26 protein-coding genes and 2 tRNA genes are annotated in these 23840 nt (G+C 39.6%); 18 read left to right on the top strand and 10 right to left on the bottom strand.

Translation table 11 applies throughout. The features are described from left to right. Window position 1: 1 nt before the first annotated feature. Window positions 2-976, top strand: coding sequence for an acetyl-CoA carboxylase carboxyltransferase subunit alpha (locus tag WKV44_08055; protein ID MEM5948497.1), 975 nt, complete (start codon window positions 2-4; stop codon window positions 974-976). 80 nt (window positions 977-1056) lie between these two features. Here the strand turns inward: WKV44_08055 and WKV44_08060 are convergent, their stop codons facing one another. From WKV44_08060 to WKV44_08070, 3 genes are all read right to left on the bottom strand, one after another. Further along, window positions 1057-2022, bottom strand: a complete 966-nt coding sequence (locus WKV44_08060) for a cytochrome c biogenesis protein CcdA (GenBank protein ID MEM5948498.1) — start codon at window positions 2020-2022, stop codon at window positions 1057-1059. 1 nt (window position 2023) lies between these two features. Continuing rightward, window positions 2024-2641, bottom strand: coding sequence for a TlpA disulfide reductase family protein (locus WKV44_08065; protein ID MEM5948499.1), 618 nt, complete (start codon window positions 2639-2641; stop codon window positions 2024-2026). 92 nt (window positions 2642-2733) lie between these two features. Continuing rightward, window positions 2734-3432 (bottom strand): type II CAAX endopeptidase family protein, encoded by a 699-nt coding sequence (locus tag WKV44_08070; GenBank protein ID MEM5948500.1) that lies wholly within the window; start codon window positions 3430-3432, stop codon window positions 2734-2736. Between the two features lie 82 nt (window positions 3433-3514). Here WKV44_08070 and WKV44_08075 point away from each other — a divergent pair, with 82 nt between their 5' ends. The 4 genes from WKV44_08075 to rsmA all read left to right on the top strand — a co-directional run bounded on the left by WKV44_08075 (window position 3515) and on the right by rsmA (window position 8070). Then, entirely contained in the window at window positions 3515-4552 is a 1038-nt protein-coding gene (locus WKV44_08075; GenBank protein ID MEM5948501.1) for a PilZ domain-containing protein, read from the top strand. Between the two features lie 50 nt (window positions 4553-4602). Further along, entirely contained in the window at window positions 4603-5808 is a 1206-nt protein-coding gene (locus WKV44_08080; GenBank protein ID MEM5948502.1) for a hypothetical protein, read from the top strand. Window positions 5809-5998: 190 nt separating this feature from the next. Further along, a complete protein-coding gene (locus tag WKV44_08085; protein ID MEM5948503.1) occupies window positions 5999-7243 on the top strand; it encodes a ComEC/Rec2 family competence protein in 1245 nt (414 codons plus the stop codon). Next, window positions 7225-8070: a 16S rRNA (adenine(1518)-N(6)/adenine(1519)-N(6))-dimethyltransferase RsmA gene (rsmA, locus tag WKV44_08090; GenBank protein MEM5948504.1), complete on the top strand. Its 846-nt coding sequence runs from the start codon at window positions 7225-7227 to the stop codon at window positions 8068-8070. The genes WKV44_08085 and rsmA overlap by 19 nt, the downstream gene beginning before the upstream one ends. A gap of 76 nt (window positions 8071-8146) precedes the next feature. On the opposite strand, the gene dapA is transcribed toward rsmA, so the two are convergent. The 3 genes from dapA to pta are packed head-to-tail and all read right to left on the bottom strand — an operon-like array spanning window position 8147 to window position 10784. Continuing rightward, the gene (gene dapA, locus WKV44_08095; GenBank protein MEM5948505.1) at window positions 8147-9028 is read right to left on the bottom strand and encodes a 4-hydroxy-tetrahydrodipicolinate synthase; all 882 of its coding nucleotides are present in this window, start codon (window positions 9026-9028) and stop codon (window positions 8147-8149) included. Between the two features lie 2 nt (window positions 9029-9030). Beyond that, entirely contained in the window at window positions 9031-9780 is a 750-nt protein-coding gene (gene dapB, locus WKV44_08100) for a 4-hydroxy-tetrahydrodipicolinate reductase (protein ID MEM5948506.1), read from the bottom strand. 11 nt (window positions 9781-9791) lie between these two features. Next, window positions 9792-10784 (bottom strand): phosphate acetyltransferase, encoded by a 993-nt coding sequence (gene pta / locus WKV44_08105; GenBank protein MEM5948507.1) that lies wholly within the window; start codon window positions 10782-10784, stop codon window positions 9792-9794. Window positions 10785-10886: 102 nt separating this feature from the next. Here pta and WKV44_08110 point away from each other — a divergent pair, with 102 nt between their 5' ends. Genes WKV44_08110 through mtaB form a run of 4 tightly spaced genes read left to right on the top strand, consistent with a single transcriptional unit; the run spans window position 10887 to window position 14147 of the window. Then, window positions 10887-11648: a prephenate dehydrogenase/arogenate dehydrogenase family protein gene (locus WKV44_08110; GenBank protein ID MEM5948508.1), complete on the top strand. Its 762-nt coding sequence runs from the start codon at window positions 10887-10889 to the stop codon at window positions 11646-11648. 28 nt (window positions 11649-11676) lie between these two features. Then, window positions 11677-12036, top strand: coding sequence for a polymer-forming cytoskeletal protein (locus tag WKV44_08115; GenBank protein ID MEM5948509.1), 360 nt, complete (start codon window positions 11677-11679; stop codon window positions 12034-12036). Next, window positions 12033-12656 carry a tetratricopeptide repeat protein gene (locus WKV44_08120; protein ID MEM5948510.1) on the top strand — a complete coding sequence of 208 codons (624 nt, stop codon included), beginning with the start codon at window positions 12033-12035 and terminating at the stop codon, window positions 12654-12656. Before WKV44_08115 ends, WKV44_08120 begins: the two co-directional genes overlap by 4 nt. A 15-nt stretch (window positions 12657-12671) precedes the next feature. Then, window positions 12672-14147, top strand: a complete 1476-nt coding sequence (gene mtaB, locus WKV44_08125) for a tRNA (N(6)-L-threonylcarbamoyladenosine(37)-C(2))-methylthiotransferase MtaB (protein ID MEM5948511.1) — start codon at window positions 12672-12674, stop codon at window positions 14145-14147. 297 nt (window positions 14148-14444) lie between these two features. Here mtaB and WKV44_08130 read toward each other — a convergent pair whose 3' ends face one another. After that, window positions 14445-15176, bottom strand: a complete 732-nt coding sequence (locus WKV44_08130) for a polysaccharide deacetylase family protein (protein ID MEM5948512.1) — start codon at window positions 15174-15176, stop codon at window positions 14445-14447. A gap of 337 nt (window positions 15177-15513) precedes the next feature. Continuing rightward, on the bottom strand, window positions 15514-15810 hold the full coding sequence (locus WKV44_08135) for a hypothetical protein (GenBank protein ID MEM5948513.1): 297 nt from the start codon (window positions 15808-15810) through the stop codon (window positions 15514-15516). A gap of 551 nt (window positions 15811-16361) precedes the next feature. On the opposite strand from WKV44_08135, the gene WKV44_08140 reads away from it, so the two are divergent. The 7 genes from WKV44_08140 to WKV44_08170 all read left to right on the top strand — a co-directional run bounded on the left by WKV44_08140 (window position 16362) and on the right by WKV44_08170 (window position 20944). Then, a complete protein-coding gene (locus WKV44_08140) occupies window positions 16362-17180 on the top strand; it encodes a hypothetical protein (GenBank protein ID MEM5948514.1) in 819 nt (272 codons plus the stop codon). Window positions 17181-17229: 49 nt separating this feature from the next. Continuing rightward, window positions 17230-17787, top strand: a complete 558-nt coding sequence (locus tag WKV44_08145; GenBank protein MEM5948515.1) for a carbohydrate binding domain-containing protein — start codon at window positions 17230-17232, stop codon at window positions 17785-17787. 75 nt (window positions 17788-17862) lie between these two features. Continuing rightward, a complete protein-coding gene (locus WKV44_08150; protein MEM5948516.1) occupies window positions 17863-18420 on the top strand; it encodes a carbohydrate binding domain-containing protein in 558 nt (185 codons plus the stop codon). Between the two features lie 370 nt (window positions 18421-18790). Continuing rightward, the gene (locus tag WKV44_08155) at window positions 18791-19543 is read left to right on the top strand and encodes a hypothetical protein (GenBank protein ID MEM5948517.1); all 753 of its coding nucleotides are present in this window, start codon (window positions 18791-18793) and stop codon (window positions 19541-19543) included. Then, complete coding sequence (locus WKV44_08160; protein MEM5948518.1) at window positions 19543-20745, top strand: hypothetical protein; 1203 nt, start codon at window positions 19543-19545, stop codon at window positions 20743-20745. Before WKV44_08155 ends, WKV44_08160 begins: the two co-directional genes overlap by 1 nt. A 51-nt stretch (window positions 20746-20796) precedes the next feature. Further along, window positions 20797-20869, top strand: a tRNA-Lys gene (locus WKV44_08165). 3 nt (window positions 20870-20872) lie between these two features. Next, a tRNA-Glu gene (locus tag WKV44_08170) sits at window positions 20873-20944 on the top strand. 100 nt (window positions 20945-21044) lie between these two features. Here WKV44_08170 and WKV44_08175 read toward each other — a convergent pair. Beyond that, the gene (locus WKV44_08175) at window positions 21045-21536 is read right to left on the bottom strand and encodes a hypothetical protein (GenBank protein ID MEM5948519.1); all 492 of its coding nucleotides are present in this window, start codon (window positions 21534-21536) and stop codon (window positions 21045-21047) included. Between the two features lie 99 nt (window positions 21537-21635). Between WKV44_08175 and WKV44_08180 the strand changes: the two genes are divergently transcribed. Further along, window positions 21636-22517 (top strand): tetratricopeptide repeat protein, encoded by an 882-nt coding sequence (locus tag WKV44_08180; GenBank protein ID MEM5948520.1) that lies wholly within the window; start codon window positions 21636-21638, stop codon window positions 22515-22517. Between the two features lie 18 nt (window positions 22518-22535). Here the strand turns inward: WKV44_08180 and WKV44_08185 are convergent, their stop codons facing one another. After that, window positions 22536-23165 (bottom strand): adenylate kinase, encoded by a 630-nt coding sequence (locus WKV44_08185; GenBank protein ID MEM5948521.1) that lies wholly within the window; start codon window positions 23163-23165, stop codon window positions 22536-22538. A gap of 122 nt (window positions 23166-23287) precedes the next feature. Between WKV44_08185 and WKV44_08190 the strand changes: the two genes are divergently transcribed. Continuing rightward, window positions 23288-23665: a hypothetical protein gene (locus WKV44_08190; GenBank protein ID MEM5948522.1), complete on the top strand. Its 378-nt coding sequence runs from the start codon at window positions 23288-23290 to the stop codon at window positions 23663-23665. Window positions 23666-23840 lie beyond the last annotated feature (175 nt).

Here is a 23840-nt window from a genome sequence, read left to right on the forward strand (position 1 = left end):
TATGTCGGACATAAAAAAGATAAAAGAGCAAATTAACAACATAAAAACAGAGCTCTCTCAGACAAAACCCGAGCTTGCAGAAGAATTAGAAGCAATACTCAAAAAGCTGGAAACCCCACAGGAAGCAAAAACAGAAGAAGAAAAAATATGGAAAAGCGTAGAACTTGCAAGACACATACAACGTCCTACAACACTTGACTATATAAGCCGCATAACAGAAAACTTTATGGAACTCCACGGCGACAGATGCTTTGGAGATGACCCCGCACTCATAGGCGGCATTGCAATATTTGAAGGCAGCCCTGTAACCATAATAGGCCACCAAAAAGGCCAGAACATGAAAGAAAACATAAAAAGAAACTATGGAATGGCTCATCCGGAAGGTTATAGAAAAGCCCTCAGACTTGCAAAACAAGCAGAAAAGTTTAACAGGCCCATTTTTACCTTTATAGACACATCAGGCGCCTATCCTGGAATAACAGCAGAAGAAAGAGGCATTGGCGAAGCCATAGCGAGAAACCTCAAAGAACTAAGCATATTAAAAGTTCCTGTAATATGCATAATCATAGGAGAAGGCGGATCCGGCGGAGCGCTGGGTATAGGCGTAGGAGACCGTGTATACATGCTTAGAAACTCAATCTATTCTGTAATATCCCCGGAAGGCTGTGCCTCTATCCTTCTCAGAGACGCATCCCGCGCAAAAGAAGCCGCAAAACTCATGAAGCTCACAGCACCATATCTGCTTGAGTTTGGCATTATCGATGGCATAATAGAAGAACCAGAAGGAGGCGCACATACGGACATAGATGCAACAGCCAGCAACATCAAAGAAACACTCTCATCTGCACTCCAGCAACTCAAAGCAAAAAAACCCGCACAACTGATAAAAGAACGTACACAAAAACTATTTTCTCTTGGAGTATATGACGCACTGGAAAAAACACCGGCCATCAAAAAAATAAGCATAGACCTATAAAAACAAAACTATACCGAACGGGCTGCCCACAACAGTGGGCAGCCCTTTTTTATCGGATAACAAAAACATTCTTAATGAATTTATAAAGAGACACCACCGGACAAAACAAATAAAATAGAAGAAACAAAATCCCACACACCTATTACGGCAAGAATAAAACCAATAAAAAACACAAACGCAAAACCGCTTATAACATAAAAAGAAAAATCATAAGCATTCTTTGCTGCCTTTTTAATCCTTTTTACAGCCGATACTGCAAACAAAACAGCCGGTACAAAAAGAAAAAAAACAGAAGAAACAACAGAAACAAGCACAGGACTTCTGTTATAAGCATCATAGTAGAAAGAAAAAATATATCCCGACCATCTTGTAAAAAGAGCATTAAGAGCAAAAGTTTTGCCAAAAGCAATTATCAAACCCACAGCAATAAGAAAAATGCCGGATACAACCTTGACATACTTAGCATGTCGCTTAAAAAAAACGAGAATACCCTTTGCACTTGAGAAGAAAACAGCGACAAGAATAAAAGGAAGACCAAGTCCCAAAGCATACAGCATAAGAGCAGAAAAACCCATAACAAGACTGCCAGACTGCCCTGCAAGAGCAAGAATCCCTGTAAGAATAGGCCCTACACATGGACTCCATCCCGCACCAAAGGCAAGCCCCAGGATAAAAGCCCCTGCTGCACTTGCCGGTTTACCTGATACAGAGAACCTCTTTTCCAGATTGAGAGCAGGAAAAATATCAAAAATAGTATGTAAACCAAAAAGAATAATAAGAGAACCGGCAATCCAATTAATCCATACACCAGAAGCAAGAAAAAACAATACAGAAGAAAGCAGCCCAAGAACAGCAAACACAATAGAAAAACCAAGTATAAACCATACAGACGATAAGACCACCTTTTTCTTTTCGTCCCCTACAGCATTAACAGATACTCCTGATAGAAGAGAAAGATACACCGGAACCATAGGCAAAATGCATGGCGATAAAAAAGATAAAATCCCACCTATAAAAGAAAAAGGAAGAATACTCGCGTTGCTCATACTATTCTTCCAGAGCCTTCTTTATAATCTTATATATGGGATCTGAATCCCAGTTGTGAGCTCCTACCAATCTTCCTCTGACCATACCCTTTTTATCAATAAAATATGTTGTTGGAATACCACTCACTCCATAGATACCGGATACAGTCCCGGATGTATCAAGCAAAACAGGAAAAGTATAATTATTTTCTTCTATAAAAGCCTTTACTGTATCTTTATCCTCCTGCACATTAATAGCAAGGAAGACAACATCATGACCTTTTATCTTTTGCACCATTGTTTCTATCCAAGGCATCTCCATTCTGCACGGAGGACACCAAGTTGCCCAGAAATTTAAAAAAACCACTTTTCCCTCATAATCCGAAAGAGAAACATCCTTGCCATCCAATGCTTTTACAATAAAATCTGGAGCCTTTACAGGTTTATCAGGAGTTGCAAAACCAGCATTTTTCAGATAGTCCTCAAGGGAGGTATCTTTTGATACCTTAGTTATGTTTAGAACATCCTGTATTTCCTCTGCGACCTTGGACTTGTTATCTTGAGAATCGGTATTTTTATCCTCTGACGAACAGGAAAAGATAAGGAATACTGCAAATATAATAAAAAAAAGTTTTTTCATATTGCCTCCGCAAGAGAATATAAAACATATAATATTATAAAAATATTATATTTATAACAAAAAAAATCAAGTAATATCTAAAAATATATAAGTCAAACATAATTACGTAAAAGCAGCGCAATTGCTATCACAAACAAATTATAAAGAAAGTGAGCTATGGAGATAATGTGTATGTTTTTATATTTGAGATACTGCCTTCCTAGGAAAGCTCCTATGCTGGCAGTTACTACAAAACTCACAAACCCTCCCTCATAAAGATGGCCCAGACCAAATAATGTAGAAGAAACAAATATAGCACTTGTGTTATCCGCTCCCATTGACCTGAGTCTGGATATCATATATGACCTAAAAAGGAGTTCCTCCCAGTACGCTCCTATAAGTAGAATGGGAATAAGAACATAAAATGCCTCTTTATTGGAAAAATCCACAATTTCACTTATTCCTGTAATATTTCCGGGATTTTTAGTATTTTCTAATACGAGAGAAAAAAATATCCCACAAACTAATAATATTGCAAGGATACCGCCAAAAGTAGCAAATATTTTAATAACTGGGGCTTTCACAGGTGCAAATAACTGGAAAGGTCTTACTCCCCACCTTATCATGACTATTCTCAGAAAAAGAATAAGAGCTGCAGAAGGAATCGCTTTTATAAGCAAATTTAATAGAGTAATATAAGAAAATTGTAGTTTATTGGTAAAATATAGTTGCGAAATATATGCATCAAGAAGTATGATTAAAGTAACCGTAATGAATTCTGCAAAAAGAAGATATATGTTTTTATTTTGCATGTATCTTTGTTAGCAGATAAAAAAAGATGTTTCAATAAAGTGTTATGATTTTTATGGTAGAAACAGAGTGGTGGAGTAAAGAATGTTGATTTTTCTTATTGTACTTGGAATATCGCTTATTCTTTTTTTGATTTTTTTTCTTAAGATGGGTGGTTTTGCTTTCCCCTGGGTCAAATTCTACATAGAAGGTAAAGAATCGGGATTCTCCCTTGGAGAGCTCAATCTTCTTAGAAAACTTGCATTGGAAAATAAGCTCAAGAATCCTACTTCCCTTTTCTGGTCCGAGAAGGCACTCAACACTTGTATAGGCAATACAATATTAAAGCAAAGAAAAAAAGGGATAGAGCACCATCCTCACAGCATAGAATATCTTGGTAAGCTTTTTGAATTTAGAAAACGGGTGGAGTTTAGCCTTCCCAAGTATAGGCTTGGCATAAAATCATCTAGAGAGATAGATTCTGGACAGATTCTCAGGATAATAATACCGGAATACAGAGGTACAATATTTACCAGTACTGTTATAGAAAATATGAGAAAATATATGGCAATAACCCACCCACAAGCTCCCAACAAGGAGCTAAGCGATCTTAACTGGACAGGTAAGGTCATACATGTGTATTTTTGGCGCAAAGAGGATGCAGGTTATTTTTTTGAGTCCAGAGTGCTTGGTGATTATATGGAGAAGAAGTTTGCTGTATTGCATATAGAACATTCCGATGACCTTAAGAGAACACAGAAGAGAAAATCCGTAAGATTACCTCTCAATATTACAGCAATGCTCTATCCTATACAAAATGTCTCTTCTGCAACAGAGGATGTGGAAAAAACAGGTGGTTTTAAGTGTAAGTTGATTGATGTTTCCGAGGATGGCGCAGCTGTTGTCGTAGGAGGTAGAGCAAAACCTGGTATAGCTGTAAAACTGCAGTTTGTTTTGGGAGATGATATTATCGTAATGCCTGGTGTTGTAAAAGGTGTGAGTTTTAAAAAGGCAAACAATAGATCCGTATTGCATATACAAAGTGTTCCTCTCTCACAGAAGACCAAGAACAAGATATTGAGCAGGGTCTATGGTATATTTGGTCCAGAATCGGGAGTAGCACCGCCTGACAAAAAAACATGAGTTGAAAATATTTTTATATGAGATTACTATTTTAAATTAGGAGAATAACGATGAAAAAATTTGGAATATTGATGTCTGTTCTTTTCCTTGTATTGGGGGCTTTATCTGTTTTTTCTCAGGAGACTGCCTCCGAGTCGCAGGAACTTACATTTTACAGACAGAATTTTGAGAAGGCTACTTTGCCCACTAAGGTGCAGATAATTACAAATGCACTTGAGCTTGATAGAAATGATTTTGGTCCTCTTTATGGAGATGCTCTCACTTATGTTTATAATCATCAGGAGGATCTTCTTACTGATGGTCAGTTAAACAGGCTAGCTATCCTTGCGATTGATGGGGCAAAAAAAACAGCCTATGCTCCTTCTGCCAGGATCATATGGGAGCTCTTTTTGCTTGTTGATAAGACAGAATTTAGGCTTAGTGCTGCTGATGCTCTTTCTGCTGTTCTTAAGGAGAAAGACCCAGTTTTGGAGTCTGTCCATGCCTGGCTCGATGAGCAGAATACAGGAAAGTATGCTTCTGATGTGGAGAGAAATCGTCAGGAGATAGAGGCTGTTGTTATAATGCTGGGTAAGGTTGGAGATCCGGATTCCTTTAAGCCTCTTCTTGATACCCTGCTTGCTCAGTACTCATTGAGCACAAATGACCTTGTAATAAAGGCAATGTTTTCTCTCAATACGGATGTCGTAGAACAGATAGGACTTGCTATAGAAAAGGAAAGGTTGGAGACCAAGAAACTTATATATAAGTTTTTTATAGAGTCGGATGTTTTGTCCACAGAGCAAAAAACGCAGGTTGCTGTTAAGTCTCTGGATGTGGCAGTAAAGAATACAAGGACTAATCCTGCAGATGTTAAGAAAATAAGCATGTGGAGATATGAGATTGCTTCTTTCCTTGTACAGAATCCACCGTCGTTTGATTATGCAAAGACTGCGGTAGATCATTTTAATCTTACTGTGCTTGAGTATGACAGGGGTATCGCTACAAGAAATTCTCTTGCAGAAGCTATAGCAATATTGGGTTCCTCCGACAGTGACCTTGCTGCTGACAGGCTTATAAAATATCTTGATCTTATCAACACATACACCGAGAGAAGTGTTCACTATGATACACAGCTTACATTGGCAACAATAGATGCTCTTAAGCGTTTGGGAAGGAAAAAAGCCTATAATTCACTTTTGTATGTTACTTTTCTAAATTATCCTGCCAATATCAGAAATGCAGCAAGAGATGCAATGTCAGCTCTCAAAGAATAATGTTATTTTTTCCCCTCTTGGCTATATCCGGCTGAGAGGGTTTTTACCTTTTTTATTTTCTGTCCTTTTTGTTTTTTTCTGGGGCTTGGTTCTTTCTGTAAGTCTTAAAGTGGCTTTATTGTTTACCATTGTTTGTTTTTTTGTTGTTGGAACTGTGTCATTTAGAGCTTATCGGAAGCTGCCGTTTATTTTGCTCCTTTTTGCTGTTTCTGCTGGATTTGTTACGGGGTATTTTCAGAAGCCTGATTTTACTAATTGGATGGGGTTTCCCAAAGAGCGGATAAAGTCAGTAAGGGTTGTTTGTCTTTCTGATAGTAGGCTTTCTCACAGAGGAAGGTATAATACAAAGGTAAAAATAAAGCGTGTTTATGATAGAAACTTAGGGAGTGCCGCGGCGGATTTTTATGCGCTTATGATAAGTGATAAGCCGTTTTTTATGCAAAGTATTGTTGATGCGGATGTTAAGGTTTTTGAGAGCTCTTTCAATAGCGGTTTGGGTTATCTTAGCACTGACAGGTCTCGATTTCTAGGATTCTCTTCCGTTTTTTATAGATTACGGGGGGATGTTGTTAGGAGTATCAGGGCTGAGATAGAAAGATGGCCTTTTAAGATTTCTGCTCTTTTTATGGCGCTTTTTCTTGGTGACAGGTCATATATTTTGGATTATATGTATGACGGATTTAAGAGGGCTGGAGCTTTGCATGTCCTTGCATTGTCTGGTTTGCATGTAGGTATCATTTCTTTGTTGTGTTTATTGTTTTTTTCTGTTTTCTTTCCTGTATATATTGCTCGTCCCATTTCTGCGTTGTTTCTCTTTTTATATGTTTTTATTGCTGGGCCTTATCCTTCTCTTTTGAGGGCTTCTGTGTTTTTTGCTTTTACTATTTTGTTTTCATATAAGGGAATGCGTCTTATAAATATTCTTGGTTTTACGGCAGTGTTTATGGCTGTTTTTTTCCCGTCTCAGATGTATTCTCTCGGTTCTCTTCTTTCTTTTTCTGCTGTTCTGGGGATTGTTTTGTTTACGTGGCCTCTTTCTATAATGATAAGGCCATATGTGGGGAGTTTTATTTCTTCTGTTTTTGCCTGTTCGTTTTCTGCTTTTTGGGCTACTGTTCCTGTTGTTATTATTGTTTTTTCTGCGCTTAGTTTGGCAGGGGCTGTCTCTGCTATTTTTATTGTTCCTGTTATAACTTTTTTTATGTTTTTTTCTGTTGCTAGGTTATTGCTGTCTTTTGTTGTTTCCTGGTTTTCTGTTGTTTTTGATTGGGTTCTTAGTTTCTTGTATTTTATTTTGGAGAAGTTGGTATATGTTTTTTCCTTGTTCCCTGTTATTGAGGGAAGTTTCGGATATGTGTTTCTTGCTTTATGGCCTATACTTACTTTTGTTATTTTGTTGTGGTATTATCCGTTTTCATGGAATTTGAAAAGATAGATTATAATTCTCCTGCTTCTGTTTCTTCTTTTCTTGAGTCTTATGGCTTTTCTATGCAGAAGAGGTTTGGTCAGAATTTTCTTGTTTCTTCTGTGTTTAGGCATAGAATTGCGGATGTGATTGAGGTTTCTCCCGATATGCGGGTGTGGGAGATAGGTCCGGGGATAGGTTCTCTTACTTCTCTTCTTATAGATAAGATAGATGATTTGTGCGTTTTTGAGATCGATAGGGGGTTTGTAAAAATTTTGTCTTCTCTTTTCCCTTCCTGCAGGATTATAGAGGGCGATTTTCTTAAGACTTGGATGGGAGAATTTAATAGGGGGATGCCTGATTTTATTGTGGGTAATTTGCCGTATAATGTGGGTACTGTTATTGTTCTTGAGCTTCTAAAGAATGCTTGTATTGTTCCTTCTGTGTTTATGTTTCAGAAGGAGGTTGCTCGCAGGTTTGTGGCAGATCGTGGTGATGAGTTTTATGGTGCTTTGTCTCTTGTTATGTCTTTTTTTTATGAGCGTATTTTCTGTTTTGATGTGCCTGCTTCTGCTTTCTGGCCACGTCCAAGGGTTGTATCTTCTGTTGTAAAGCTTGTTCCTAAAGAGGTTCTTCCTGTTTCCTCTAGTGAGATTGGTTGTTTTGTGAGGTTTGTTTTTGAACTTTTTTCATACAGGCGTAAGAGTCTTAGAAATGTTCTCAAGGCTCTTCCTTATTTTAAAACTGCTTCTGAGGTGGATTCTTTTCTTGATGATGTAGGGCTTGATGGCTCTTTGAGGGCAGAGGTCATTGAACCGGATGTTTTTTTGAATATGTGGAAGTTGTTGGGGGCTTGAGTTTGGGAGTTTTTATATGTTTGTTTTCTCTTTGCCTCAGGCAGGCAGACCTGCTTTTGCAGGTCTGCCGTTCGGTTTATATTATTTTTAATTCTTTTAGTGTGTTTTTTACTGTTTCTTTTTTTTCCTGACTGAGGGGACAGAGCGGGAGTCTGTAGGTTTCTCTGATGTTGAGGTTTTTTAACAGGCTCATTGCAAATTTTATGGGTATTGGGTTTGTGTCTATGAATAGGTTCTTAAAGAGGGGGAGGAGTCTGTAGTGTTCTGCTTTTGCTGTTTTTATGTCGCCTGCAAGGGCTGCCGAGATAAATTTTGTCATTGTGCCGGGGATGAGGTTGCTGGCAACAGAGATTACACCATGTCCGCCGAGTGTTATAAATGGGTATGTTATGTTGTCGTCTCCTGATAGGATTGTGAAGTCTGCGGGTGCTTCTCTTATTATGTCCATTATCTGGCTAAGGTTTCCACTTGCTTCTTTTACTGCGACGATGTTGGGATGACTGGCGAGTTTTAATATAGTGTTTGTTTCTATGTTTTTTCCTGTTCTGCCTGGGATGTTGTAGATTACTATGGGAAGCTGGCAGGTGTCTGCTATGCTTGTAAAGTGTTTGTAGAAGCCTTCTTGGTTGGGTTTGTTGTAATATGGTGCAACTTGCAGGCTTGCATCAGCACCTATGTCTTTTGCGCGTTTTGTCATGTCAATTGCTTCTTGTGTGCAGTTGGAGCCTGTCCCGGCTATTATGGGGACTCTTCCTGCTGCCTGCTTTACAACTTCTTCTATGATTTTCAGGTTCTCTTCGTGGCTTACAGTGGGGCTTTCTCCTGTTGTGCCTACCGGTACCAGCCCTGTTATTCCTTCCTGTATCTGAAATTCTACAAGTTCTCTGAGTGCTCCGTAATCTATTGTACCGTCCTGGTTGAATGGGGTTATTAACGCTGTATATACGCCGGGTTTTATTGTCATCTTATTCCTCCTAGTATGTCGGATATAAAGTCGTCCACTGTAAAGAATCCTTTTTTGTCTGCCAGCCATTCTGCTGCTCTTACTGCTCCAAGTGCAAATCCGCTTCTGTTTCTTGCTCTGTGTGTTATTTCTATGCTGTCTGCTTGCGAGTCGCATATCACTGTGTGGGTGCCGGGGATTTCTCCTCCTCTTACGGATGCTACGTGGAGTTCTTGTGGCTGAGGTGCTCTGTCTAGTTTGTCTGTTACTATTGTTGTTTTTCTTGTGTTGTTTGTGAGTATTTTTTCTGCAAGTGTGAGGGCTGTCCCAGAGGGGCTGTCTTTTTTCCTTTTATGATGCAGCTCATATGCCATTATGTCATATTCTTCGAAATTTTCTATTAGTTTTGCAGTATATGCTGCTATTGAGAAGAATATATGTGCGCCTATGGAGAAGTTGGAGCCCCATAGGTATGCTGTATTGTTTGCTATTATTTTTTTTACTTCTTCTATCTTATCTGTCCAGCCTGTGGTTCCTACTACTGCTGGGGTTTTTGTTTCTGCGTATATTTTTGCATTGTCAAATACGGATACTGCATGGGAAAATTCTATTGCAGCGTCAGTGTCGGAGAGCATTTCGGCAGAAAGTGTCGGATAGTCGGCTTCTGTATGCGGGTCTATTCTTACTGTGACTTTATGTCCTCTCTGCACTAGTATTTTTTCTACTTCTTTTCCCATTTGGCCGTAGCCAATTATTGCAACGTTCATTTTCTTTCTCCTCAGTCCTGTGCAAGTGTGGCTGCGGCTGTGTTGACTATGTCTTCTACCGAGCAGCCTCTGGAGAGGTCGCTTACAGGTTTTGCAAATCCCTGCAAGAATGGGCCGTATGCTTCTGCTCCTGCTAGTCTTTGTACAAGCTTATAGCCTATGTTGCCTGCATTTAGGTCGGGAAATACTAGTACGTTGGCTCTTCCTGCTATATCAGAGGCTGGAGCTTTTTTTTCGGCTACAGAGGGGATTATCGCAGCGTCTGCCTGTAGTTCTCCGTCTGCTTTTAGCTCAGGTGCTTTCTGCCTTATGATATCAAGTGCCTCTTTTACCTTGTCTACAAGCGGGTGTTTTGCTGAGCCTTTTGTAGAAAATGACAGTAGTGCAACATATGGTTCTGCTTCCAGAAAGTTTTTACAGGATGTTGCGGATGCTATTGCTATCTCTGCAAGTTGTTCAGGGCTTGGGTCGGGAATTGTTGCACAGTCTGCAAATATCATGTGTCCGTCTACTCCCCATTTTTCATCCTGCATCTTCATGACAAAGCATGATGATGCGTATTTGCTTCCTGGTTTTGTCTTGATTATTGTGAGGGCTGCTCTCAAAACGTTACCCGTAGAGTTTTCTGCTCCTGCTACCATCGCATCCGCTTTGCCCAGCCTTACCATCATGGCTCCCCAGTTGAGGGGTTCTCTTATTGTTTCCAATGCTTCATCTTTTGTTAGTCCCTTGTGCTTTCTAAGTTGATAGTATTCTTCTGCAAATGGCTCAAGCTCGTCTGGGATACCGGGACTGATTAGTGTTATTCCGTCAAGTTTTACTGCTAGTTCTTTGGCCTTAGCTGATATTTCATCCGGGTTCCCAAGTAGTGTTACGCTTGATGCCAGTTTTTTATCTAATATTTCTCTGGCAGCTTTTATTGTTCTTTCTTCCAATCCTTCTGGGAGGACAAGCCTTCCTGCTTTTTTTTGTGCTTTTTTATGCATTTTATTTACAAAATCCATGGAAAACTCCTAAAATGGTTTTAAGCTATTATATAGTGGAAAGAAAAAAAATGAAATATGCGGGTATTGTTTAAAATACTATAAATGCAGTAGTATTGGCGTATGATTGTTGGTGTTTATGGTTTAGGACGTTTTGGTGCTTTTTGGGCTACGGTTCTTTCTGATTTTTTTGAGGTATATGCAAGTAGCAGAAGTCCAAGAAGCTTTGCTGATATTCCATATAAAATAGTTTCTCAAGATGAGCTTTTTAGGACCTGTGATACTATTTTTCTATGTGTGGCAATTTCTGCTGTGGAATCTGCTGTTGTGTCTTTGCGTGATATGATACGTCCTGGCAGTCTTGTTATAGATACTTGTAGTGTAAAGGAGTACCCACTGGGTGTTTTGGAAAAACTGCTTCCACAGGATATAGGTATTCTTGGTACTCATCCTATGTTTGGCCCTGATTCTGCTGTCAACGGGATAGATGGGTTGCCAATTGTGATAACGCCTTCCATCAGGACATCGTATGATGCGATTGCCTTCTGGTCGGAAGCCTTTAGAAAAATGGGATTAAGAGTTCATAGAATGTCTGCAGAGGAGCACGATAGGGAGGCTGCTTATTCTCAGGGTATTACGCATTTTATAGGAAGACTTCTGGATAGGCTTGATTTAAAGGATACCCCCATAGCTACTCTTGGCTACAGGAAGCTTCTTGAAATCCGGGAACAGACCTGCAATGACCCCTTTCAGCTTTTTGTAGACCTCCAAAAGTACAATTATCATACTTCTGAGATGAGACAGAGTCTTGTAAAAGCTCTCAATGAAGTATTGGACACTATTAATAAAAGTATTGACTATGATGATAAGTCTTCTATAAGATAATTATAAAATATGTTTTGGGAGGCCTGTTGTGCCCAGATTTCTGGAAAAGAGGCTGGAAGAGACTGGTTGTGAACTTGTTTTTGCTTCTGATGCCTATCTTGAGGGGGATATAGAGACTTCAAGTTCTATATGGATAAAAGGTACTGTGGATGGCAGTGTTTTCTCCGGACAAGATGTCGTTGTAGATAACGATGGTTTTATAAAGGGTTCTGTGGTATGCAACTCTGCATACATAAAGGGAAAGGTTACAGGAGAGATAAAAGCTCAAGATATTCTTGAGCTTATGAGCAGTGCTTCTGTAGAAGGGGAGGTGACGGCTTCCGGTCTTATTGTACAGCAGGGAGCGGTCCTTGATGGAAAATGCAGTATGAAAAAGGGGCAGCCATGAGAAAATCTATAGCTATTCTGCTTTTTTTTATGATAGGCTTTTCTGCCTTTTCTCAGGAAGGACAAGATGCACTTAAGCTCTATAGAGAAGGTAAGTACTCGGAGGCAATTTCCATATGTCTTAAGGAGATTAAGGAGACTCCAAGGAGAGTGGACTCCTATGTAGTTCTCGGCTGGGCTCTGCTTGCTGTGGACAGATATAAAGAAGCGCTTGATTATACCAAGACCGCACTGGAGTTTTCTCCCTATGATTACAGACTGCTTATGAATGCAGGAGAAAATTCCTACTACTTGGGGCTCTATAAAGAAGCATTGGAGTATTTTAAAAAATACATAGTCATACAGCCTTCTGGCCGACATATCCCCGAGATATATGCTTATATGGGAGATATATATTATCGCTGGGGCGAGTATTATCATGCGGATATAGCCTATACAACAGCATTATATTATAAACCTGCATCATCATACTGGTGGCTAAGGGCAGGTCTTGCACGGGAAAAAAGCAAGCAGCTTAATGAGGCTCTGGCAGCTTATAAGAAAGTATTGGAACTCTCTCCGGGTAACAGCGATGCAAGAAACGGTGTGGACAGGGTTACTGCTGAGCTAAATAACCGATAAAAACAGCAAAATACAATGCAAAAAAGAATAGTTTTTTATACTCTCGGATGCAAACTTAATCAATATGAAACAGAGGGAATAGCTGCGGCATTTTCTGATAAAGATTTCTCCGTATCTGAGTATCCCGAGGAAGACACAGGTGATATCTTTATAATAAATACCTGTACTGTTACAAGTAAAAGTGAGCAAAAAGCAAGAAGAATAATAAGGAAAATAGCGAGAGAAAATCCTGGAAAGCCGATTATAGTTACTGGTTGCTATACTCAGGTTGATAAAGAAGCCGTAGATTCGATGGCAGAGGAGGTCATAGCACTCCCTCTTTCTCAAAAACATATACTCATGTCTCTTCCAGAGAAGATAGCATCGTATCCGGATGAGGATATAGGGCCCGATATCATAAGAGAACTTATTGCAAAAAATAACTTACAGCCTCATGACCATATGGTACAAAAGAAGTCAGATATCCAACTGTCATATAATGGTTTATCTTCTCATGTATCTGGGCAGCAAAGCCTTGGGCTGTCCTCTGCTATTATGGATGCGGAATATCCACCATTTGACAAGAGATTTTCCTATGTCTTTTCTAACCCTCGTTTTCACACTCGGGCTTTTTTAAAAATACAGGACGGTTGCAGCCACAGCTGTTCATACTGTCGTGTAACAATAGCAAGAGGTGACTCTGTAAGTCTGTCGCCAGACATAGTTCTGCAAAGAATAACAGAGCTGGAAAAGAGTGGTGTGGAAGAAATAGTACTTACCGGAGTAAACATAGCCCAGTACAGACACTCTGGATATGATCTGGGCAAACTTCTGCTTAGAATATTTACCAATACAGAAAATATTCGTATAAGGCTTTCTTCCTTTGAAAACGAAGCAATAAGCGACAGTTTTATACAAGCTTTGGAACACCCAAGACTGTGCCCACACTTTCATATCTCCCTTCAGTCAGGCTCTGAGCGCATACTTAGAGCCATGAAACGCTGGTACACGCCTCGAGATATAACTCAGCTGGCGCAGCTCTTTAGGCAGAAAAAAGAGAAGCCATTTGTTTCTGGTGATGTCATAGTTGGTTTCCCCGGGGAAACGGATAGTGACTTTGCCGACACTTTATCTCTTGTAGAAAAACTCTCTTTCTCAGATCTTCACATCTTCCGCTACTCTCAGCGTCCCGGCACAGCAGCATACAATTTTACCCCGCAAATTCCCCAGAGAGTTGCAGCAGAAAGAGAAAAAGAGCTTAGACAGCTTATAAAAAAACTCTCTCAAAACTATCTGGAAAGCCAAAGAAATACAACTGTGCGCATAATAAGAGAAGACGACATCACAATAAACGGCAAACGATTCATAAGTGGTATATCAGAAAACTATCTTACGGTCATAATCCCTTATAAAGAAAGCAAAACCATCACTGCGACAAGTTTTCCCGTAAAAATAAAAGCCACATACCCGTCAATGCCCAGAACAGTACTTGGGGAAATCAAAGAACAGTAGGGTATGATATAAACCGAACGTGCGTGACGCATAGGCGTCCCGCACTGCCTCTGGCAGAAGAAATTGCATTTAGTCCTGCCATGCAAAACAGTATAGTAAATCTCAAAAGATGTGCAAAACCTAGCATCATAAGCAATATAATTACGGTATCATACAGGATATCAGCTGGGCATATATCCGGTGTTTGCCGCAGGCAGGAGGGACTGCGTCTGTCTAGCTGTCCTGCCAGCTTAAGCGCAGTCCCGACGTTCGGTATAGTTTATTTTGTGATTAAGCATGGAAACAGTATGAGAGTTTTTAAAGATCAGGAAAAACAAACTTTATTCCCATAGCCATAAGCGATTCCAATATCTTTTTAAAATCCGGGTCTTTTGTCCATGCATGCATCATGATTATCTCTCTTGTTTGCATGTCTCCAAGCGTCCTTGACTGTATCGATTTTTTATCTGTCATGGCGGCCAGCACATCCTTGAGACTGGAATGCTCGTAACTCTTGTTTCCTATCTGCCAGTCAAAGGTGTCATAGGTGCAGGAAACAGAAAAGGCTTTGTCTAGTCCCGATTCTTTGTACCAAAAGTGATTTATAGCGTTTATGCCCTTCTGATTGTATCCTGCCTCCTGCAGTATCTTTTGTATTGCTGCAACATGTGTATTGTTCCAATCTGTTTTTGTAAAATCCTCATTGTCTCCATTATTAAGATAAGGAAATCTGAAGTATTTTGCTTTTCTTTGCATGCCGGCCTGTTTGTAAACAGATTCTATTAATTTGTCTGTGCTCAATATTTCTTCTTTTGCTTTTTCTATGGAGAGTTCTGCAAAATTGGCGTGAGACATGCTGTGATTTCCTATTATATGGCCTTGCTCCAGGATTTTTACTGCTTCGTGCGGGTATTTTTTTATTGACTCGCCTGTACAGAACCATATAGCCTTTATATTATAAATCTTAAGGAAATCCAATTTGCTTTCTATGTTTTCTACGGGAGCATCATCTATCGTAAGATATGCGAGTTTTTCTATCTTATTTTTCATGTAACAGTCCCTTGTCTTTGGTTATAAGCCGTCTTTATGATATTAACATCTTTATAGCCATAAATCGGCATTTTTACTACTGTCAGTTCTGGGTAACGATACATATGATTATTTGTCGGTCATCAGGCATTTATGGAACGTACGTGTCCCTCCAATGCCTCACCAGTTCTCTCAGTCTCCCTGTGTTTTGTTCGTCCGATGAAAAATTATTAAACCTCAACTTATCATACCAAACAAAACTGCTCATCCTGTGTAAACATGAGTATACCCGTAAAATTGTCTGGAAGACCTGATACAAAGCCTTTTATAATCGTTGCATTCTCGTATTTTCCTTTTGTTATAACGTGCAGACTAAAGACAAAATCCTCAAAGTTCTTTTTTCCCATGTGTTTTTTATTGCTTTTAGCAGCTTTTTATCTCCCGTTATATTTTCCAGATGCTGTTCTGTAAGCCTGTCGCCTGGTATTTGTACTGACTCGTATTTATCCTCAAAGATAACACCATCTTCTCCATAAAAACCGTTGCAGTTTTCTGTTGTGATTGCTATACCATCTTCTATGTGCTTGAGCGAAAGAATCCTTTTTTTCTGTCCTTTGTTTCTGCCTACAAAGCAGTGTTGCCCTGTATTTTGCATTCCCTTCTATGCTGCCAGTCTGCGCGCCATGAAACGCAATAAGTGAAAAGTACAAACTCTCCTTTGTTTCCTCTGTGATTATGATTTTTGCTTTCTCGAGTAAGCTTGTTTCTATACCAACTACCTTCCCATATATGTCTTGCTGTGCATCCTGACAGAAATACGGCAAAAGCCATTAGCGTTGTTATTAAGCGCATTTTGTGCCCTTATATTTTTTGGATGCTTTATTATGATAGCAGTATTGGGTTGTTTTATAAAATCTTTGGTATGGTTTTACGTTTTATATCTGTTGTAGTCTTTATAATTTCTTGATAGCTATGACTATGTCTTTTGCTAAGTCTAAAGAGATAATTAATAATAGCAGTTTATGCTTTGTTTATACTTTAATCCTTCTTTTAGCTTGTTTGTTCATGGTCTTTTTGGTTCCAGGTTTCTACCTGACCAATACCGGTTTGTTGATAAAATAAATTATTAAAGTTTATTAATAAAGTATTTTGTGAAAGTGGAATTTGTATGTTATAATCTTGATAAACCGGCGGAAGGAGTAAATTATGAAAAAAAATCTTTTTATAATTACGATTGTGTTTTTTTCTTCTGTGTTTGGGGGGTGTGGGAATCTTTTTCTGGTTAAAGATACCCAAGAGGAAAATTTGCTTTTATCTAGAGCATCTTCCTTTTGGGGGCATGGAGAAAGCTTTTATTGGAATGGTTTTGCTGTTTTAAACAATCAATGGGGACGACAATATGCCTCTTATGGATATCAGGCAATTGTTAAGACCGATAACAACAGAATACAGTTCTGGTACCAGTGGGATGGAGATAGCTATCATGTAAAAGGTTATCCTACCATTATAGCTGGTTGGCATTATGGGCAGCCAGGTGGTTGGCTTACCTCTTATGGTTCTTTCGGTTTGCCTTCACGAGTATGGGATAATAAAGCTTTCTTTGTTGATTTGGATGCCTCTCATGGTAATCAAGGTTCTATATCCCAGATTATGAACTTATCATGGGATATATGGCTGTCTTATTCTGATAATCCTTCCTCGCCTGATGCGGAGATTATGATATGGCCATGGAGGATTTCCCAGCAACCAATAGGGACAAAGCAGGGAGAGGTGTATTTCTGGAGTGGCTATTGGGATGTCTATAGAGGTTATATGTCCTCTGGGGGCGCTACTTGGCCTGTTGTAAGCTTTGTAAGAAAAAATACCACCTTGCGGGCATGGGGAAATCTTAAAGATTTTATTAATTATGTAAAAAGTAAAAATTGGATTAGCAATTCCATGTATATAGTCGGAATAGAGCTCGGTACTGAGCTGTTAAAAGGACAAGGGTGGTTTCATCTGGAGAAATACACCTTAAATCCTTAATGCCAAAAACCCTATGTATTAGGGCTTATTATATTTTGGGGAGGTATGTATGAGGAAATTTTTTATTCTTGTGTTGGTAGTAGCTAGTATTTTTGTATCTTGTGATGTAAATGGAACGTCTTCTGGAGCTTCTACCAATAATGATTCTGGTTCATCTTCTCTTCCGGTGCTATCTTCTGATTTTGAGGATGGAACGCTTCAGGATTGGCAGGCAAATGGCACAGGAACAGCAAGTGTTTCTACTTCTCAAGTTCATGATGGTTCTTATTCTGCAATGGTAACAATAGGGGCGCAGAGTTGGGAAACCTTGTGGTACTATGGTATAGACTCAAAACTTAGTCCTGATAAGTCTTATCATTTTGTATTTTGGCTTTATCAGGAAACAGGTTCAGACCAGAATTATAATTTGAGCTTAAAGTATAATGACGGCAGTAGTGATCAGTACGACTCCATTATATATCAACAGACGGTACAAAGTGGTGTGTGGACAAAGGTAGAAGGGGATTATACCTTCCCCTCTTCCAAAGGAACTATGAAGGATATCTATATAGAGGGGCCTACATCAGAAGCTTTTTATCTTGATGATTTTAGTATTTTAGAGAACTAAAAGTAAAAGCGGGATTGGAGAGTATCCCAATCCCGCTTAAAGTATCTTAGACAGTAAAAATATAAGGAGTCTGTTATGAAATATGGAGTAATAAGTGTTTTTGTTATCTTTGTTTTAATATCTTTTTCTTTTGCCTCTTGTTCTTCTGCACCTGCTGCTGTGGAAGAACCTGAGGACAAAACAGCTGTTGTAATTTCTTCCAATGACTTTGAGGACTCGCAATTGGAGCCTTGGGTAGCAAGGGGAGAAGGTGTGAGTGTTGAGGTTTCCAATGCATTTGCTCATAGCGGTTCTTTTTCTGTCTATGTCTCCGGCCGTACTCAGAATTGGAACGGCGTTCAAGCCGATCTTTTATCTCTTATCGCTTCTGGCAAAAACTATCATTTTTCTGTATGGGTTTATCAAAACTCCGGAGAGTCAAAAAACATGTACCTAACCGTAGAAAGAACGTATAAGGGAGATAAAAATTGGGATAGAGTTGCCGAAATTTCTGTTCCATCAGGAGAATGGGTGGAACTTTCCGGGGATTATTCTGTTCCCCGCAAAGATGTTTCCGAGTTTGTTCTGTATGTGGAAGCCGAGGATGCCACTCTTGATTTTTATATCGATGATGTTTTTCTAAGCAAGATGTAGAGTTGCTCTTATATCTTGATATGCTTGTTCCGGCATAAAGCTGGAGCAAGCACTTATTCCATTGCTATTCTGCCTATTTCGTATTTATTTTAAATTGTTATATAGTTTTAAATCTCTAATCACTAATAGATTTGATAAAAACTATAGTTTGCCTGCCTCCTATACGTGCCGCAGGCAGGAGGAGCTGCGCCTATTTTTATACCGAACGCACGCCCCGCCTGTGCGGTCCGTGCTGCCTCCGGGTGGGAGAATAACAAGAATCCCTGTCGGGAGCAGATCCGACGTTCGGTATTTTTGGGTTTGAAAAAACATAAATTTTGCTTTATATTGTAAATTGCACTGGAGATTTTTTATTTTTTGGAGTTTTGTGTTGAGACACTTTTTTGCTTCTTCTATATTGCTTATTTTTCTCTTTGTCTCATGTTCCAATCTCTTTTCTCCTCTTGTGCCTGTTGATACTGTGGATGAGGTTATAAAGAGAGGCGGACTTTCTTCTCTGGAGGAATATCTTGCTTCCGAGAGGACTCTTTCTTATCTTGCATCCGATGATGATGAGATGTCTCGCCTTGTTTCTTATCTCAGCGGTGTTCTTGCCTCCGGTACAGACAACGAGAAACAGAGAGCAGGGGTGCTTCTATCCTATGCTAAGATTTATACGACTAAGGCAGCTCTTGTTGTCAACCGCTTTTTGACTGTAATGTCTTCTGAGTCTATGGCAACCATGACCGGAGAGTCTTTTTTACAAACAGCATTATCCGGTATTCCTTTTTCCGATAAAGCTGAGTTTGTAGAATGCGCCGATGCTCTTGAGACAGCTGCTTCCGCATACAATATCGTAGGAAGTCTTGTGGATACTACAGGTAAAACCTGGCCTTCACCCTATCCGCTTGGAGAGGTTGCGCAGAATGCCATAATGTCTACTTTCTTCCTGGAAAGTGCGGATACCTCTTCCGATAGCTCTTTGGATACAACAGAAAAAGATGCCTTATGGTCCGCTTATATCTCATCTTCATATTCCACATATTCTGCAGTAACACCGGCTCTATCTCATACTGTCATAACAGACCCTCTCTATGCTATATTAAGTGCAGTTGGTCTTGATTTTCTTGTAGGAGGGGCCTGATGATAGGCAGACGCTTTTGGCTGGTTGTTCTTTTTGTTGCCTCAGTTGATGGCCTCTTTGCAGATACAATATTAGAACAGCCACTTTTGCCTTTTACTTCCAAATACGCGGCTCAGGGTTTCTCCGGTACTGTTACAGATAATTCCTTTGCCTCTATGTTTTCCAATCCGGCAAGTTTCTATTCTGATAAAGCACTTATAACCATCCTTGACACCTCCATGTGGTTTCATATTGCTCCCCGGTATTTGCTTGCAACAATTCTGCCCTTTCTTGATCCCTCTGCAGGAGCATCTCTTACCGATGCGGTTTCCTTACAGGCAACCAGCAATGGTATAGGCGCAGGTTTATCAGCAGGATTTGGCTATACCGGCAAGGGGATTGGTATAGGACTTTCGCTTGTTACGGATAGTTACCTTTATGGCAAAAGCTTTCCTTTGGGTATAGAAGGAGTAATAGCAGGAGAGTATACAATAATTGTGGGAGGAGCAGGTGAGTTAAACCTGTGGGGAGCAAAAATTACAGCCGGAGCAGATGTAAGACCATTCATAAGAGCTTATACAGCCCTGGATGCAGAATCCTCTGGACAACTTTTGGTAAGCATGCTTGGGATGGGAGAGCTTGGAGCATCTACACCTTTTGGAGAGCAAAAAAACACACTTACAGGATACGGACTTGCTTTGGACATAGGCATAAGAGCAAGAATTGCAGACAGCCTTATATTGGGAGCTGTTCTCAGGGACATAGGAAACACAAGGCTATATTATACCAGAAACACATTCAATCAGGCATTCTCATCCTTTTTTCTTTTTAGCGTACCACAGGGAGGAGATGCGCTCTCAGATCTGTACATCGTTCCCATGTCCGTAAGACTAGGGATAAGCTGGCATCCTGATTTAAAAGAACTCGCCCTATTATTTGATCCGACACTTACCGTAGAAATAGCAGACCCCTTTGGTTGGACAGACCCTTCCGTATACACTACCCAAAGTTGGCTCACAAGACTTCATCTGGGTACGGAGCTCAAGCTGCTTAACTCCGTATTCCTAAGAGCAGGCATCAACTCGGGATACCTCACATGGGGATTAGGATTTGACCTGCGGTATGTGGCCATAGATCTGGCAAGTTATACAGTGGAAAGAGGCATCAATCCTGGAGACAGACCATGCTCCGGAATAAGCATAAATCTAAATATAAGATTATAAAAAGACCTTGACACAGTGCCCTGTTTTTTGTATAGTCCTAGCACATTGTGTGGGCCGCTAGCTCAGCAGGTAGAGCAACGCCCTTTTAAGGCGTGGGTCACAGGTTCGAACCCTGTGCGGCTCATACGTCTCCTTCGTCTAGGGGTTAGGACACAGGGTTTTCATCCCTGTAACAGGGGTTCGAATCCCCTAGGAGACGCCTTTGCTGCCGACCTGTTCGGCAGCAATTTTTTTATAAATTAAGTAAACCGAACGCGGATACCATAAACGGTATCCGCTTTTTATATCTAACAGACCTCTTATCTACTCCAGAGCCTTAGCCCTATAGCTCCCTGAAGACCAAAAGAAAAATTAGGAAAAACAAAAGGATCTGATATAACCTGAGTAAGAGTAGGTGTAATCTCCAGAAACAGCTCAAGAGGAGAGACTGGGAACACATTGAGACCAATAGGAATCCTCCCTCCAAGCTGGACACTATTACTGTCATTAACATTAGTGTAGCCAAAATAAAAACCAAGACCAATGTAATAATTGAGAAACCCTATAAGAGGCTCGTTGGCAAACCAGTAATCACCAGTAATCCCCAGAGAAACCAGATTCTCTCCAAAGGTAAAACCCACCCCCCACAAAAGAGGAGAACCATCAGGCTTTATGGAAAGCAGCATATTACTCCCGGGCAACCCACCCAAAGGCTCAAGACCCGCTGCAATACCAATACCAAAAGCACTTATACTCATACCTGACAGAATCAATACCAAGACCATAATAAGAGCAATCCTTTTAAAACTCATAAACCCTCCATATATATTTTCTTATAATAAGATAGAGTGAATGCATACAAAAAACAAGTAGAAATTGACTTGCAGTAAAAATACTGCTAACCTTAAACAATGAAAAAAACACTCCCCCTGCTTTTTTTTGCATTTATCTCTTTATTTTCCTGCACAAGCCCGCCAAAAGAAATCGCAGAAGCCTATTTTTCACTTGGTAATTCTTACTACAACGATGGCGATTACGAGCAGGCTATAGAATATTATAAAAAGGCAGAAAAATATAAAAGTAACACAGAAAGGCTATATTACAATCTGGCAATGGCATACATTCATACACAACAATATCAGGAAGCAGAAAAGCTTCTGAAACAACTGGAAGAAAAAGACAAAAACAATATAAAGGTGCTCTCTGTCCTAGGTTACTTGGAGGCAAGCAAAAAAAATTATGAGAAAGCAGAAGAATATTATATAAAAGCCATAGAAATATCCCCTTATGACGAAAAACTATATCATAACATGGCAGTATTTCTTGCAGAGCAGGGGAGAGAAAAAAAAGCTCTGGAATACTCAGAAAAAGCATACACAATCAAACAGGATGAAAAAAAAATAAAAGTACTGTATGCCTATTTAAACTTAAAAAATAATCCCGATGACACAGATGCCCTCATGTTGGCAGAAGAAGCTGCAAGAGCGGACCAGAGCAACACAAAACTTCTATTCCTTCTTGTATACACCTATGAAAAAAAAGAAAAATATGCGGATGCAGTATCACTTCTCAACATAATCATTGCTACAGATAAAGAGAACAGGGAAGCACTGTTTGACAGAGCCAGAATGCATCTTCTCTATACCGGAGAGACAAAGCAGGGGCTGGAGGATCTAAAATCCGCGATGGAAAAAGGCTATGATAATCAAAAAAAAATACAGCAACTTTTGAACTCACCTCTCTTACTTGCAAAAAAAGAAGCAGAGGAAATATTATCCTCTGCTTCTAAATAATCACAATAATAATATCAATCAAGATACTATGGCCTCTTTTACAGCCTTGGCTACATCTTCAATTGCCATATTGGCAGGAATATTCTTAATAAGCCCCTTCTCTGTATAGTAAGCAATAAGAGGTGCTGTCTGCTTTTTATATACCTCCAGTCTGTTCTTTATTGCTTCTGGCTGATCATCAGGCCTTATTATAAGATCTTCCCCTGTTTCATCATCTTTGCCTTCCACCTTGGGGGGATTATACTCGATATGGTATACCCTTCCTGTAGAAGGGCACACCCTTCTTCCAGAGAGCCTTTTTATCACTGCCTCATCGGAAATATCAAAGTTGACAACATAATCAAGAGAAGAAAACTCAGCCAGCCCGTCAGCTTGGACGATTGTTCTTGGGAAACCGTCAAGAATAAAACCCTCTTTAGCATCTTCCTTGGAGAGTCTGTCTTTTACCAGAGCTATTGTAAGCTTATCCGGTACAAGCTCTCCACTTGCAAGAATGGATTCCACCTTCTTGCCCAGTTCTGTTTTATTCTTTATAGCTTCTCTAAAAAGATCTCCTGTAGAAATGTGAGGAATCCCTAGGTCTTTGCTCACAATAGCTGCTATTGTCCCTTTACCGGCTCCCGGAGGTCCGAGAAAAACAAGTCTCATCATTTTACTCCTTGTAAAAACAGTGGATAAACATTTTTATCAAAATGATAAAAAATCTTCAAGATAAAATATTTTACTTGAAAAGTATTAAACAGATTAATAAATTATATTAGGAGGAAATAATGAGTTTCAAAGAAAAGCTTAACCAGATAATAGAAAAAAGTGCAGAAGCCTCTGCGGAGTTCTTCACTCAGGTAAAAGATAAGACAAAAGAAGCAACAGAAAAAAGCGTACTTAATGTAGAGATATTTAAGTTGGAACAGCAGGTAAACAAAAAAATAGCACTTCTTGGTGCAGAGGTGTATGACTTGCTGGTAGAACAGGGCAAGGGCTCTGTTAGCGCAAGAACTCCTGATTTGGTACCTCTGTTGGAAGAAATTAAGAACCTCAAGGCTGCAATAGATAAAAAACAAGAAGAACGTGATGCTCTTGGAAAAAAAGAAGAAAGCCAGGGAAATAAAGAAAAAAGCTCCACTCAGGAGAATAAAGAATCAGAGTAGTTATAATTTTTTATATAACAATGTGTTATAAAATAAGGGCAAAATAAAAATATTTTTTGAAAAAAGGTGTTGACAAAGATGTCGCCTGCAGGTATATTACGCACACAATCAACGAGGACATTAACAAAGCCTCTTGACGAGAAGAAAGATCGGGTGCATAATATTTAACTGCACC

It is taken from the genome of Spirochaetia bacterium 38H-sp (assembly GCA_039023545.1).
GTDB lineage: Bacteria > Spirochaetota > Spirochaetia > Winmispirales > Winmispiraceae > Rarispira > Rarispira pelagica.

Coding starts and splice junctions, on each gene's coding strand:
- WKV44_08055 (MEM5948497.1), top strand. CDS start 2: ATGTCGGACATAAAAAAGATAAAAGAGCAAATTAACAACATAAAAACA.
- WKV44_08060 (MEM5948498.1), bottom strand. CDS start 2,022: ATGAGCAACGCGAGTATTCTTCCTTTTTCTTTTATAGGTGGGATTTTA.
- WKV44_08065 (MEM5948499.1), bottom strand. CDS start 2,641: ATGAAAAAACTTTTTTTTATTATATTTGCAGTATTCCTTATCTTTTCC.
- WKV44_08070 (MEM5948500.1), bottom strand. CDS start 3,432: ATGCAAAATAAAAACATATATCTTCTTTTTGCAGAATTCATTACGGTT.
- WKV44_08075 (MEM5948501.1), top strand. CDS start 3,515: ATGTTGATTTTTCTTATTGTACTTGGAATATCGCTTATTCTTTTTTTG.
- WKV44_08080 (MEM5948502.1), top strand. CDS start 4,603: ATGAAAAAATTTGGAATATTGATGTCTGTTCTTTTCCTTGTATTGGGG.
- rsmA (MEM5948504.1), top strand. CDS start 7,225: ATGGAATTTGAAAAGATAGATTATAATTCTCCTGCTTCTGTTTCTTCT.
- dapB (MEM5948506.1), bottom strand. CDS start 9,780: ATGAACGTTGCAATAATTGGCTACGGCCAAATGGGAAAAGAAGTAGAA.
- pta (MEM5948507.1), bottom strand. CDS start 10,784: ATGGATTTTGTAAATAAAATGCATAAAAAAGCACAAAAAAAAGCAGGA.
- WKV44_08110 (MEM5948508.1), top strand. CDS start 10,887: ATGATTGTTGGTGTTTATGGTTTAGGACGTTTTGGTGCTTTTTGGGCT.
- WKV44_08120 (MEM5948510.1), top strand. CDS start 12,033: ATGAGAAAATCTATAGCTATTCTGCTTTTTTTTATGATAGGCTTTTCT.
- mtaB (MEM5948511.1), top strand. CDS start 12,672: ATGCAAAAAAGAATAGTTTTTTATACTCTCGGATGCAAACTTAATCAA.
- WKV44_08130 (MEM5948512.1), bottom strand. CDS start 15,176: ATGAAAAATAAGATAGAAAAACTCGCATATCTTACGATAGATGATGCT.
- WKV44_08135 (MEM5948513.1), bottom strand. CDS start 15,810: ATGCAAAATACAGGGCAACACTGCTTTGTAGGCAGAAACAAAGGACAG.
- WKV44_08140 (MEM5948514.1), top strand. CDS start 16,362: ATGAAAAAAAATCTTTTTATAATTACGATTGTGTTTTTTTCTTCTGTG.
- WKV44_08145 (MEM5948515.1), top strand. CDS start 17,230: ATGAGGAAATTTTTTATTCTTGTGTTGGTAGTAGCTAGTATTTTTGTA.
- WKV44_08150 (MEM5948516.1), top strand. CDS start 17,863: ATGAAATATGGAGTAATAAGTGTTTTTGTTATCTTTGTTTTAATATCT.
- WKV44_08160 (MEM5948518.1), top strand. CDS start 19,543: ATGATAGGCAGACGCTTTTGGCTGGTTGTTCTTTTTGTTGCCTCAGTT.
- WKV44_08175 (MEM5948519.1), bottom strand. CDS start 21,536: ATGAGTTTTAAAAGGATTGCTCTTATTATGGTCTTGGTATTGATTCTG.
- WKV44_08180 (MEM5948520.1), top strand. CDS start 21,636: ATGAAAAAAACACTCCCCCTGCTTTTTTTTGCATTTATCTCTTTATTT.
- WKV44_08185 (MEM5948521.1), bottom strand. CDS start 23,165: ATGAGACTTGTTTTTCTCGGACCTCCGGGAGCCGGTAAAGGGACAATA.
- WKV44_08190 (MEM5948522.1), top strand. CDS start 23,288: ATGAGTTTCAAAGAAAAGCTTAACCAGATAATAGAAAAAAGTGCAGAA.